The sequence below is a fragment of the Rhodoglobus sp. G.S.23 genome, from assembly GCF_056675935.1.
The window spans coordinates 972,206-984,444 of sequence record NZ_CM155237.1; the positions used below are offsets into that span (position 1 = coordinate 972,206).

Annotated in this window: 10 protein-coding genes; 6 read left to right on the forward strand and 4 right to left on the reverse strand. The window is 60.3% G+C overall.

Annotated elements, in window-relative coordinates; genetic code table 11:
• Nucleotides 1-75 precede the first annotated feature (75 nt).
• The gene (locus AC1ENN_RS04660) at nucleotides 76-585 is read left to right on the forward strand and encodes a MarR family winged helix-turn-helix transcriptional regulator (protein WP_449648545.1); all 510 of its coding nucleotides are present in this window, start codon (nucleotides 76-78) and stop codon (nucleotides 583-585) included.
• Here AC1ENN_RS04660 and xylB read toward each other — a convergent pair.
• Both xylB and xylA read right to left on the reverse strand, forming a co-directional pair.
• On the reverse strand, nucleotides 573-1,967 hold the full coding sequence (gene xylB / locus AC1ENN_RS04665) for a xylulokinase (RefSeq protein ID WP_449648544.1): 1,395 nt from the start codon (nucleotides 1,965-1,967) through the stop codon (nucleotides 573-575). The genes AC1ENN_RS04660 and xylB overlap by 13 nt on opposite strands.
• The gene (gene xylA / locus AC1ENN_RS04670; RefSeq protein ID WP_449648543.1) at nucleotides 1,968-3,158 is read right to left on the reverse strand and encodes a xylose isomerase; all 1,191 of its coding nucleotides are present in this window, start codon (nucleotides 3,156-3,158) and stop codon (nucleotides 1,968-1,970) included.
• 356 nt (nucleotides 3,159-3,514) lie between these two features.
• Here xylA and chvE point away from each other — a divergent pair, with 356 nt between their 5' ends.
• From chvE to AC1ENN_RS04695, 5 genes are all read left to right on the forward strand, one after another.
• Nucleotides 3,515-4,618: a multiple monosaccharide ABC transporter substrate-binding protein gene (gene chvE, locus AC1ENN_RS04675; RefSeq protein WP_449648542.1), complete on the forward strand. Its 1,104-nt coding sequence runs from the start codon at nucleotides 3,515-3,517 to the stop codon at nucleotides 4,616-4,618.
• Nucleotides 4,619-4,706: 88 nt separating this feature from the next.
• Nucleotides 4,707-6,236 (forward strand): multiple monosaccharide ABC transporter ATP-binding protein, encoded by a 1,530-nt coding sequence (mmsA, locus tag AC1ENN_RS04680; protein WP_449648541.1) that lies wholly within the window; start codon nucleotides 4,707-4,709, stop codon nucleotides 6,234-6,236.
• A 4-nt stretch (nucleotides 6,237-6,240) separates the two neighbouring features.
• Nucleotides 6,241-7,440 (forward strand): multiple monosaccharide ABC transporter permease, encoded by a 1,200-nt coding sequence (gene mmsB / locus AC1ENN_RS04685; RefSeq protein ID WP_449648540.1) that lies wholly within the window; start codon nucleotides 6,241-6,243, stop codon nucleotides 7,438-7,440.
• Nucleotides 7,441-7,482: 42 nt separating this feature from the next.
• On the forward strand, nucleotides 7,483-8,670 hold the full coding sequence (locus tag AC1ENN_RS04690) for an ROK family protein (protein WP_480406780.1): 1,188 nt from the start codon (nucleotides 7,483-7,485) through the stop codon (nucleotides 8,668-8,670).
• A 41-nt stretch (nucleotides 8,671-8,711) separates the two neighbouring features.
• On the forward strand, nucleotides 8,712-10,121 hold the full coding sequence (locus AC1ENN_RS04695) for a GH1 family beta-glucosidase (protein WP_480406781.1): 1,410 nt from the start codon (nucleotides 8,712-8,714) through the stop codon (nucleotides 10,119-10,121).
• Between the two features lie 9 nt (nucleotides 10,122-10,130).
• On the opposite strand, the gene AC1ENN_RS04700 is transcribed toward AC1ENN_RS04695, so the two are convergent.
• Together AC1ENN_RS04700 and AC1ENN_RS04705 are read right to left on the reverse strand one after the other, a co-directional pair.
• Nucleotides 10,131-11,765 (reverse strand): SulP family inorganic anion transporter, encoded by a 1,635-nt coding sequence (locus AC1ENN_RS04700; protein ID WP_449648537.1) that lies wholly within the window; start codon nucleotides 11,763-11,765, stop codon nucleotides 10,131-10,133.
• Entirely contained in the window at nucleotides 11,762-12,127 is a 366-nt protein-coding gene (locus AC1ENN_RS04705; RefSeq protein ID WP_449648536.1) for an ArsR/SmtB family transcription factor, read from the reverse strand. Before AC1ENN_RS04705 ends, AC1ENN_RS04700 begins: the two co-directional genes overlap by 4 nt.
• Nucleotides 12,128-12,239: the final 112 nt, after the last annotated feature.

Sequence of the window (12,239 nt, forward strand, 5' to 3'; positions counted from 1 at the left end):
AGTTGAACGTTAAACAATATAGAGAGTTATGCTGAATCCGTCAAACAGTTCAACGTTGAGGGATTAGGGAAGCTCATGGCAGACAGCGTCGATCGCATCCTCGCCCAATGGGCACACGTGCGACCAGAGCTCGACGTCTCAGCGATGGGCGTCCTTGGGCGCCTCTCCCGAGTAACGCGCCTGCTCGAGCGAGCGCAGAGCGACGTGTTTGCGACGCACGGCTTGCAGCCGGGGGAGTTTGACATCCTTGCCACGCTATTGCGCTCCGATGCTGGACCCCGCGGACTCACCGCCGGAGCCCTCTCCGACAGCGCCATGGTCACTTCAGGGGCCATCACCAATCGACTGGATCGACTCGTCGCAAAAGAGTTCATCTCGCGCGAAATCGACCCCGAGAACCGCCGCGCAGTATGCGTGGCTCTCACTGAGCGCGGCGCGGAAGTCATCGAAGCTGCGCTCGCCGATCACATCGAGAACGAAGAACGCCTGCTCGAGTCGCTCACTCCTGCCGAGAGACGCCAACTCGAGAAGTTACTTGGTGCACTTCTCGGCGCGCACGAAAGTGGCCCGGCTCAGACCGAGTAGCGGGCGTACTGCTCGCGAATCACCGGGCGATAATCGGATGCCGGTTCCGCCACTGTCGCAATCTTCCAGTCTGGTCGAGCCCCGGTCAGCACCCACGCGGCCTGCGCTGCAGCGCCGAGCGCGACGTATTCACCAGGCTCGGGGACAACGACAGGCACGACGAAAACTTGAGACGCAATTGTCGACACGGCAGGATTTTGGGCAGCACCACCGATGAGCAGGATGCGGTGAGCTGAGACTCCTTGGGTGCGGAGAGCGTCGAGACCATCAGCGAGACCACACAGCAGGCCCTCGATGGCGGCGCGCGCGAGTGACGGGCGGGTCGTTGACGCGAGAGTCATGCCGAACAGGGTTGCCGTGGCATCCGGAAGGTTAGGGGTTCGTTCGCCTTCGAAATAGGGCTGCAGAACGAGACCGCCAGAACCGGCTTCAGCTACGAGCGCGAGTGCGCCGAGTTCGTGGTGATCGACGCCAAGGAGAGCCGCCGTGCTGTCAAGCACTCTGGCCGCATTCATCGTCGCGACGAGGGGAAGGAAGTTTCCGCTGGCGTCCGCGAATCCGGCCACTGTGCCGGAGGCGTCAGGCACCTGAGTCTCGGCAACGGCGAAAACTGTGCCGCTCGTGCCGATGGAGACGACGACATCCCCGGCGCGTGCGCCAAGCCCCAGTGCGGCCGCGGCATTGTCGCCAGCTCCGCACGCAATCTGGGTCGCAGTTCCTGCCACGGTTCCAGCAGGCTCACCTGGGGCAATGACGCGGGGCAGTACCACCCCATCGGCTGCCATGCCGCGACCAAGGGCAGCGGTGAGCACCTCGTCGTCGTACTCGTTCGTCACCGAGCTGAAATAGCCCGTTCCGCTGGCATCTGATCGGTCAGTGGTCAGTTGGGTCAGGTCGGCATTCTCGGGGCCGAAACCGCGCAAGCGCCAGGTTAGCCAATCGTGGGGTAAGCAGACCGCCGCAACACGAGCGGCATTCTCCGGCTCGTTATCGCGCAACCAGCGCAGTTTCGTTGACGTGAACGATGCGACCGGCGCGGAGCCTGTGCGCTCGGTAAGATCGGGGAACTCCGAACTGAGGGTGTTGGCGGCAGCAGCAGAGCGAGTGTCATTCCACAGCAGGGCGGGGCGGATGACGCGGCCGGCGGCATCCAGAACGACCATGCCATGCTGCTGTCCACCGACCGAAATCGCGGAGACGTCCTCGAGGCCTCCGGCATCCGAAATTGCGTCGCGGAGGGCCGACCACCAATATTCGGGATCAACTTCGGTGCCTGCGGGGTGAGACGCGCGACCGGAGCGGACGAGCGCTCCGGTCAGGGCATCCACGATCACAATTTTGCAGGACTGGGTTGACGAGTCAACCCCCGCGACGAGCGTCATTTAGCGGGCACCCATGAGGTGTTCGGTCGCCAGCTGCTGAAGGCGCACAAAGCCGAAGCCTTTGCCATTGAAGTAGGCATCGGTGTCGAAGTCTTCGTACGATGCGCGGTCGGCGAGCAGGTCGTCATAGCTTTCATTCTCGCCGAGAGTGTTCTCCGAGAGCTCGAAGACGCGCGCTGCGACCAGTGCTTCTTGAACGTCAGGGTCGGCGCGGAATGCCGCGGCACGCTCCTTGAGTAACAGGTAGGTTCGCATGTTGGCTGCTGCGGAATCCCACACACCGGTTTCATCTTCGGTACGGCTCGGCTTGTAGTCGAAGTGGCGGGGACCGGTGTAGCTCTGGCCACCGTTTGGCCCACCGTTTTCGAGCAGGTCGACGAGCGAGAACGCGTTGTGGAGGTCGCCGTGGCCGAAGACGAGGTCTTGGTCGTACTTGATTCCGCGTTGGCCGTTGAGATCGATGTGGAAGAGCTTGTCTTGGTAAAGCGCCTGGGCGATGCCCGACGTAAAGTTCAATCCAGCCATTTGCTCGTGCCCAACTTCGGGGTTCACTCCGAACAGTTCTGGGCGCTCGAGGGTTTCGATGAAGGCCATCGCGTGACCAACTGTGGGCAGCAAGATGTCGCCGCGTGGCTCGTTGGGCTTGGGCTCGATAGCGAAGCGGATGTCGTAGCCCTTTTCTGTGACGTAGTCGCCAAAGAGGTTGAGGGCTTCGCGGTAGCGCTCGAGCGCGGCACGCACGTTCTTGGCGGAGTCGTACTCTGCCCCTTCGCGTCCGCCCCACATGACGAAGGTTTTGGCGCCGAGTTCAACGCCGAGTTCGAGTTGACGCATTGCTTTGCGCATTGCGAAGCGACGAACACCGCGGTCGTTGGAAGTGAAGCCGCCGTCTTTGAAGACGGGGGCGCTGAAGAGGTTGGTTGTGACCATCGGAACGATCATCCCGGTGTCGCTGAGGGCCTGCTTGAGGCGGTCAATCTGTTTTTGGCGCTCGGCGTCGGTTGTTCCGAAGTCGAAGAGATCGTCGTCGTGGAATGTGAGGCCGTAGGCGCCCAATTCGGCGAGCTTCTCGACAGCGTGCACAACATCGAGGGGGGCACGGGTGGGGCCGCCGAACGGATCTGCGCCGTTGTAGCCGATTGTCCAGAGCCCGAAGGAGAACTTGTCGGCTGGGGTTGGTTGTGTAGACATTTTTGATCTCCGTTGACGACTGTGGCAATAAGTTATTTGTAACAACTTACTGGGGTGAAGCCATTGCGTCAATGTGGAGCTCGCATGCTCAACACTCGGCGACTACTGCGGTTAACAGCGAATTGTTATGCGATTTTCGGAATTGATGTTGCGTTCAACCCGTAAACCCATATATGTTCTCAATGTCAACAAAAGGGGTGCCCAGCGCAGCCCTCGCGATACAACGAAGTAACGCACGCCTCGGGCAACCGATGCGACACCCTCCCTTTCGCGAGGAACACGCTCGGCCCTCTGCCGGCAACACTCGCAGTGCTTCCGGCTCTTGTACGGCAATCACATTCGAAAGGGACAACACGATGTCAATGAAGAAGATAATTGCGGTCGCAGCGGCGACTGTGATGGCACTCGGGCTCGCTGCCTGCAGCAGCGGTGGCTCAGGCGCCGGCGGCGACAACCTCGGCAGCGTCGGAATTTCGATGCCGACGCGAAGCCTCGAACGCTGGATCAATGACGGCGAGGGCCTCAAGGCTCAGCTCGAAGATGCCGGCTACTCTGCAGACCTTCAGTATGCAGACGACAAGGCTGACACTCAGATTAGCCAGATTCAGAACCAGATTGCTTCTGGCGTCGACGTTCTTGTCATCGCCGCGATTGACGGAAAGCTGCTTGCCCCCGTGCTTGCAGACGCCAAGGCGCAAGACATCACCGTCATCGCCTACGACCGTCTCATTAATGGAACGCCCGACGTTGACTACTACGCAACATTCGACAACTACAAGGTGGGCCAGCTCCAGGGTGAATTCATCGAGGCACAGCTCGGATTGGCTGATGGCGCAGGTCCATTCAATCTCGAGCCTTTCGCCGGCAGCCCCGACGACAACAACGCGAAGTTCTTCTTCTCCGGTGCCTGGGATGTTCTGCTTCCCTACGTCGAGAGCGGACAGTTGGTTGTTCCCTCCGGTAAGTCGCCCGCCAGCAATGACGACTGGGCAAGCATCGGAATCCTCGGCTGGAAGTCAGACTCGGCTCAGGCCGAGCTCGACAACCGCATTGCATCGTTCTACACCGGTGGAGACAAGATCGACGTCGTTCTCTCCCCGAACGACAGCTTGGCGCAAGGCATCGCAGCTTCACTTCGTAGCGCTGGCTACACGGTCGGCGACGACTGGCCCCTGCTGACAGGTCAAGACGGTGACAAAGCCAGCGTGGTCAACATCCTCGCCGGTGAGCAGTCGATGACAGTCTGGAAAGACACCCGTGAACTCGGCAAGGTTGTCTTCGGATTTGTCGAAGCAATCCTCAACGGCGATGAGCCTGAGATCAACGACACCGAAACGTACGACAACGGTGAAAAGGTTGTTCCTTCGTTCCTCATCACTCCTGAGGTTGTAGTCAAGGATGACGTTCAGTCCAAGCTCATTGACTCCGGCTTCCTCAAGGCGTCAGACGTAGGACTCTAGCCCGCACTGAGTCAGAAGCAATACGATTCGACGATCAGGGGACGGCGCAGTTGCCGTCCCCTGAAAGTCACTGCGAGCGGAGCTAATCATGACTGCAATCCTCAGCATGAACACGATTACCAAAGACTTCAGCGGCGGAGTCCGCGCACTCGACGGCGTCAGCCTCGAGGTCGAGCGCGGGCACGTTCACGCTATTTGCGGCGAAAACGGCGCCGGAAAATCAACCCTTATGAAGGTGCTCAGTGGGGTCTACCCCGCGGGCAGCTATGACGGCAGCATCACCTTCGAAAACCACGAAACCGCGTACAAGTCGATCAATGACTCTGAACACGACGGCATCGTCATCATCCATCAGGAACTCGCGTTGAGTCCCTACCTCTCTATCGCGGAAAACATATTCCTCGGCAATGAGATCGCCACCAGGGGCGTTGTCGACTGGGCCAAGACCAATCGCGAAGCAACGCTCTTACTCGCCCGCGTCGGTCTCGACGAGCAGCCAAGCACGAGGGTTCTTGAACTTGGTGTCGGCAAGCAGCAACTCGTGGAGATCGCCAAAGCGCTCTCCAAGAAGGTCAAGCTGTTGATTCTGGATGAGCCGACGGCGGCTCTCAACGATGAAGACTCTGCGCATCTACTCGATCTCATTCGCAGCCTGCGCGGTCAAGGCATCACGTGCATCATCATTTCGCACAAGCTCAAAGAGATTCGCAACATTGCGGACAAAGTCACGATCATTCGCGACGGCAAGACGATCGAGACATTCGCGATGGATGAACAGGATGCTTCGGAAGCCAGAATCATCCGCGCAATGGTCGGGCGTGACCTCGACAGCATGTTCCCGCCGCACACGCCAGAGATTGGCGAAGAGTTGTTTCGGGTGGAGAACTGGACGGTGCATCATCCGGTCGATACGACTCGAAAGGTGGTCGAGAACGCATCATTCTCGGTTCGAGCCGGAGAGATCGTTGGTTTTGCCGGCCTGATGGGGGCTGGCCGCACCGAGTTGGCCATGAGTATCTTCGGGCGGTCCTACGGCAGCCATATCAGCGGCACTGCCTATAAAAAGGGTGCCGAGATTTCGGTCAAGACTGTCAGCGAAGCAATTCGCCACGGAATTGCCTATGCCACCGAAGATCGCAAACACTTCGGCCTCAATCTGATCGGCAGCATCGCCGTCAACATTTCGGCTGCAGCGCTATCGAAAATCTCGCGCTGGGGAATCGTTGACCGCTTCTCTGAAAACAAGGTGGCAGAGGGCTACCGCGGACAAATGAACATCAAGACTCCCAATGTCTCTGTGCTTTCGGGAAACCTGTCTGGCGGAAACCAGCAAAAGGTTGTCCTGAGCAAGTGGATGTTCTCTGGCCCCGACATCCTGATCCTCGACGAACCGACGCGAGGAATCGATGTCGGTGCCAAATACGAGATCTACGGAATCATCAACGACTTGGCATCGCAGGGCAAAGCGGTCGTCGTGATCTCGTCTGAACTCCCGGAACTCCTCGGGCTGTGTGACCGCATCTATGCGATCTCCGAGGGCACAATCACTGGCGAGGTCGATCGCGCCGAAGCAACCCAAGAACGACTCATGCACTTGATGACCGCGGGAAAGGACTAACCCGATGAGCGACACCACTAAAGCCCGCAAGCGACCCAAAGTTCAGATCGACCTTCGGCAGTACGGCATCCTTGCGGCACTCGCCGTAATCGTCCTACTCTTCCAAGTGCTTACGGATGGCCGGCTGCTGCTGCCCGGTAATATCAACAACCTGATCCAGCAGAACGCCTACGTCCTCATCCTTGCTGTAGGCATGGTGATCGTGATCATCGCCGGCCACATCGACCTCTCGGTCGGTTCGCTGGTTGCCATGGTCGGTGCGGTCTCAGCGATCTCGATGACCCAGTGGGGGCTTCCCTGGTGGGGCGCTGTAATCCTCGCGCTTCTCTTGGGGGCTGCTGTCGGCGCGTGGCAAGGGTTCTGGGTTGCCTTCGTCGGCATCCCAGCCTTCATTGTGACGCTGGCCGGCATGCTCCTCTTCCGCGGCCTCACCCTGGTCTTTCTGACCGGTGGAACGATCAATGCTCTTCCCAGCGAGTTCAACGCTATTGGTGGCGGCTGGTTGCCTGAGCTGTTTGGCACGATCGGTGAGGGGCGTGGTGATCGCGACATCCTCACGATTCTGCTCGGTGTTCTCGCTGCGGCGTTGCTCATCGGTCAGCAGTTGCGCAACCGCGCAAAACAGCGCCGCCTCGAATTGCCGGTCGAGAGCGGGATCTCGTTCTGGGCTAAGAATGTTATCGCTGCGGTCGCCATTATCGCGCTGACGTTCCAGCTGTCGGCCTACCGCGGCACACCGATCATCCTGATCATTCTGGCTGTGCTCATCCTGCTGTTCACTTTTGTGCTCAATCAAACGGTGTTCGGCCGTCACGTGTATGCGATCGGGGGAAACTTGTTCGCCGCCCAAATGAGCGGCGTGAAGACCTCGTGGATTAACTTCTTCGTCTTCGTGAACATGGGCGTGCTGGCTGGACTTGCCGGGGTCGTCACAACAGCCCGGGCCGGTGGCGCAGTTGCGTCTGCCGGGCAAAACTTCGAACTCGATGCAATTGCTGCAGTCTTCATCGGTGGTGCTGCCGTGACCGGTGGTGTCGGAACAGTCATCGGTGCTGTCATTGGGGCGCTCATCATGGGCGTGCTCAATATGGGCTTGTCAATTCTTTCCGTGGATGCCGCGTGGCAGCAGGCCATCAAGGGACTCGTGCTGTTGCTCGCCGTCGCTTTCGATGTCATGAGCAAGCGTCGCGCGGGACGTCGCTAGGCTTAGTCGCACGTATTCGTTGCTAACCGAGTGGATCAGCCCGTGAACAGTAACTCTCTGCCGCCGTCAGGCGGCACCGGTGGCAAGGGCGATCGCACTCGGCGCCACAATCTGTCACGCGTGCTCACCCTCCTCCATCGCGGGGCGCAATTGCGGTCGCAGCTGACATCGCAAACCGGGCTGAACCGCTCAACAATCGCGGCTCTTGTAGCCGAATTGAGCGAACTGGGGCTTGCCTACGAAAGCGAACCTGATCCCACGCGTCAGGTTGGTCGTCCATCGCCGATGGTGAACGCGGATGCTCGCACCGTCGCGATTGCGATCAACCCCGAGGTCGATGCCATCACCGTTGGAGTAGTTGGCCTCGACGGCACACTACTCAAGCGCATCCGCTATGAAACAGACACGCCATCAACGGTGACTGAGTTCGTGAAGATCTCAAGTGTCATCATCGAGAGCCTCAAAGGTGGATACGAGACTGCCGGTCGGGTGGTCGGCATTGGTGTTGCTGCTCCCGGTTTGGTTCGCGTCGAAGACGGTTTGGTGCGGTGGGCACCTCACTTGGAATGGCGGGATGAGCCAGTTAGCCAGCTTCTGGCTGCAGCAACCGGCTACCCCGTCTGGACCGCGAACGATGCCAGCGTTGGTGCGCTCGCGGAACACATTTATGGTGCCGGTCGCGGAATTTCTGATCTGATCTACCTCAACGGTGGTGCTAGCGGTATTGGTGGCGGCATTATCAGCGGCGGACTCCCGCTGACAGGCCGTGCCGGCTATGCGGGAGAGTTCGGTCATGTGCGTGTGGTGAACAGTGCCACCGAAACGGGAACGCGTGAAGAGGGGACCCTTGAGACGGAGGTGAACCGGGCGGATCTCGTGCACGCTCTCGGCCTGACCAATGTTGACTCCGAAACCTTCGATGCGGCTCTGCGCGAATCCACCGACCCTGTAGTCAGTGCGCTTGTGCGTCGCCAATTGCTTTCGCTCGGCACCTCGCTGCGAAACGCTGTCAACGTTCTCAATCCCGAAGTCATCGTGCTTGGTGGTTTCTTGGCATCCATTTTCTCGGCCGATCCCGAGTTCCTCATTGAACGTGTAGGTTCGCAAGCGCTTGAGGCATCATTCGAGGGAGTAAAAATCGTTCCAGCGCAGCTCGGAGCAGACCTACTGATGATCGGTGCCGCCGAACTCGCCTTTGCGCCCCTCCTGGACGATCCTTCTGCGGTGTAAACGTTTGCCTTTTTGGCGGGCCTGAGGCTTAGGGTTGTTCCATGAATCCTGATTACCGCGATAGTGGCCTCGTGTTTCCGCCGAACTTCATTGTCGGATCAGCAACGGCGGCCTACCAAGTGGAGGGTGCCGCTCGTGATGGCGGTCGCACTGAATCAATTTGGGACACCTTTAGTCACACACCGGACAAGACGTGGAACGGTGACACCGGCGATGTCGCCGACGATCACTACTACCGTTTCGAGACTGACCTCGATCTCATGGCGGAGATGGGACTCGACGCCTACCGTTTCTCGATCTCTTGGCCGCGCCTTCAGCCCGGAGGCTCCGGTGCGATAAACCCTGAGGGAGTGTCGTTCTACTCGAGACTTGTCGATGGATTGTTGAGCCGCGGCATCCGCCCCATTGCCACCCTGTATCACTGGGATCTTCCCCAAGAGCTTGAAGATGAGGGTGGCTGGCCCGAGCGTGACACGGCGCTGCGGTTTGCGGACTACGCAGAACTCGCGGCGACAGCGCTTGGCGATCGCGTACACACCTGGACAACTCTGAACGAGCCGTGGTGCTCGGCGTATCTCGGCTACGGTTCGGGTGCGCATGCTCCTGGCCGCATGGATGGCGCCGATGCGCTCGCCGCGGTTCACCACCTCAACTTGGCGCACGGTTTAGCGGTTCCGCGCATCCGTGCTGCCGCTACTAATTCGCCCGAGGTGTCGGCGACTCTGAACTTCCATGTGATTCGGGGCGGGGATGCCGAAGCGACCCGTCGCATCGATGCTCTCGCCAATCGTGCGTTCACGAGCCCCATGTTGCTTGGCCGGTACGACGATGACCTCATTGCTGACACGAGTGAGGTAACCGATTGGTCGTTCGTTCACGCGGGCGATGTGGAGAGCATCCACCAGCCTCTCGACTTCTTGGGCGTCAACTATTACTCCACCGTTACGGTGAAGATGTGGGACGGCTTGACGGTGCGTAGCAACAATGACGGTCACAAAGATATGGGCGGATCACCGTGGCCTGGCAGCAGAGATGTCGAGTTCCTTGAGCAGCCGGGCCCGTATACCGCGATGGGGTGGAATATTGCGCCCGATGGTCTCGAAGAGTTGTTGGTCGATCTCGGCGAACGCTTCCCTGATCTTCCCCTCATGATCACCGAGAATGGTGCCGCGTTCGATGATGAGGTGACGGATGGTCGGGTGCATGATCCCGAGCGGGTCGACTATCTCAACCGGCACTTCACTGCAGCCCATCGCGCTATCGAGCGTGGGGTGAATCTGCAGGGCTACCTTGTGTGGTCGCTGCTCGACAACTTCGAGTGGGGCTACGGCTACTCAAAACGGTTCGGCATTGTTCGCGTCGACTATGACACTCAAGAACGCATCGTGAAAGACAGTGGGTTGTGGGTGTCTGACGTGGCTAAGACCAAGGTGACCCCGGCGCTGAAGTAGGGCGCGAGCCTACGGGGAGAGCATGGCGCGCCGAATGTGTGAGCGGCCGTGTTCGATCGCGGGCGTGAGCTCTTCGAACAGGTGATTCGGGTGGCGTAGGGAGCGGATGACGCCGAGCCGCCTGAGCACATCGAGATGTTCGGGGCGGATGCCTTTGATGATCACGGTCACGCCGCGCTTTTCGAGGGCGGTGATGAGCTCCGTGAGGGTGTGCGCTCCGGTGGCATCGATGAGGTGCAGTTGTGAGAGGCGCACGATGACGACTTCGAGTCCTTCGTGTTCGTTGATGCGATCGATGAGGCGTTCTGCTGCTCCGAAGAAGAGCGAGCCGTCGATGCGGAAGAGGGCGATGCGTTCGTCGCCGGGTTCCGGGGAGCCGGGCAGTTCTTCGCGGTGAACGCCACTGGCTTTGCTCATCGCTCGGAGGGCGAAGAAGGCAGCGGCGGCAATGCCGATTCCGACGGCAATGATGAGGTCGAAGCTCACGGTGATCACACCGGTGATAACGAAGACGGCGGCTTCAGATTTGCCGGTTCGCAGCATCGTTTTTATGAGGGTGGGCGAGACCATGCGGGCGGCGGTGGCCATGAGGACACCCGAGAGCGCGGCTAGAGGGATGACCGCGACGACCTGAGCGGCGAGGTACACGACCACGAGCAGCGCGAGAGCATGCACGACAGCAGAAAGGCGAGTGCGACCGCCAGACCGCACGTTCACGGCGGTGCGGGCAATGGCGCCGGTGGCCGGCATCCCACCAAAGAAGCTGGAGGCAACGGATGCCAGACCTTGGCCAACGAGTTCGCGGTCGGCGTTGTATGGCCCAGTGTCGGACATGCTCGAGGCGACGCGGGCGGAGAGTAGCGATTCGATGGCGGCGAGGGCGGCGACGGCAAACGCGGGCCCGATGAGGGTGGTGAGGTCGAAGTTGAACGAGGGCACGGAGGGTGCGGGCAGCGAGGCGGGAAGTTCGCCGATGGTCGCCAGCGGAAGGTTGAGGGCTTGAGCGGCGATCGTGACGACCGCGATGGCGATGAATGATGCGGGCAGGCGTCCGCTGATTCGTGAGAGCAGCAGCATGATCGCGATCACGGTGGCGACGACGGCGAGGGGTATGAGGGCGGCGGGCCATTCGGCGGCGGCGATGAAGGCCCCAGCGGCGAGGATGACGTTGGTGGGGTGGTCTGTGCCTTCGGTGCCGAGCGCGGATGGTAGTTGTTGCAGAAAGATGATGATGCCGATGCCAACGGTGAAGCCTTCGATGACGGGCCAGGGGATGTAGCTGACGGTGCGTCCAAGCCGCAGCACGCCGGCGATCGCGACGATGATGCCCGCGAGCAGGGTGACGATCGCGACCGCTTCCACGCCTTGGCTGACGACGATCGGCGCGAGCACGACGACCATTGCGCCGGTGGGGCCGGAAACTTGGATGTTGGAGCCGCCGAAGACGGCAGCGACGAGGCCGGCGACGATGGCCGTGATGAGTCCGGCTTCGGCGCCGACTCCGGAGCTCACCCCGAAGGCAAGCGCGAGGGGGAGCGCGACGATGCCGACGGTGACTCCGGCGAGCAGGTCGCCGCGCCAGCTCGTGCGCAGTTCGCGGTAGTCGCTCAGGCTGGGGAGCAGTGTGCGCCACGAGCGCTTCATCGGGCATCCGGAATCGCGGGAAGGCTTTCGACGAGCCCGCGTTGGCTGCCGGCATCGGTGAGGATCTCGCTGAGGAGCACGCGGGCTACGCGCAGTAGTTCGGCGATCTGGGGGAGCGCGAGACGGTAGTAAACGACGCTGGCGCGGCGTTCGGAGACGACGAGGCCGTAGCGGCGCAGCACCGAAAGATGTTGGGAGAGGTGGGATGCTTCGAGCCCCGTATCGACGAGCATCATGGTGACCGACGCTTCGTCGGTGCTCGACAAGATTTCGAGCACACGAATACGGTACGGATGCGCGAGCCCCTTGAAGAGATTCGCTTTGATTTCGTAGAGCGGCCTGCGCTCATCGAGAAGATCCATGCTGCGTTCCTCGTCTTTGCTTGATGACTTGATGGAATCATCATATCAACAATAGGAGCGCTGCCGATCTGCCTCCCCGCAATGGTTCCTGTGGACAACGGGAAGGCGTTCT

Coding starts and splice junctions, on each gene's coding strand:
- AC1ENN_RS04695 (WP_480406781.1), top strand. CDS start 8,712: ATGAATCCTGATTACCGCGATAGTGGCCTCGTGTTTCCGCCGAACTTC.
- xylB (WP_449648544.1), bottom strand. CDS start 1,967: ATGACGCTCGTCGCGGGGGTTGACTCGTCAACCCAGTCCTGCAAAATT.
- AC1ENN_RS04705 (WP_449648536.1), bottom strand. CDS start 12,127: ATGGATCTTCTCGATGAGCGCAGGCCGCTCTACGAAATCAAAGCGAAT.
- xylA (WP_449648543.1), bottom strand. CDS start 3,158: ATGTCTACACAACCAACCCCAGCCGACAAGTTCTCCTTCGGGCTCTGG.
- mmsB (WP_449648540.1), top strand. CDS start 6,241: ATGAGCGACACCACTAAAGCCCGCAAGCGACCCAAAGTTCAGATCGAC.
- mmsA (WP_449648541.1), top strand. CDS start 4,707: ATGACTGCAATCCTCAGCATGAACACGATTACCAAAGACTTCAGCGGC.
- AC1ENN_RS04700 (WP_449648537.1), bottom strand. CDS start 11,765: ATGAAGCGCTCGTGGCGCACACTGCTCCCCAGCCTGAGCGACTACCGC.
- AC1ENN_RS04660 (WP_449648545.1), top strand. CDS start 76: ATGGCAGACAGCGTCGATCGCATCCTCGCCCAATGGGCACACGTGCGA.
- chvE (WP_449648542.1), top strand. CDS start 3,515: ATGTCAATGAAGAAGATAATTGCGGTCGCAGCGGCGACTGTGATGGCA.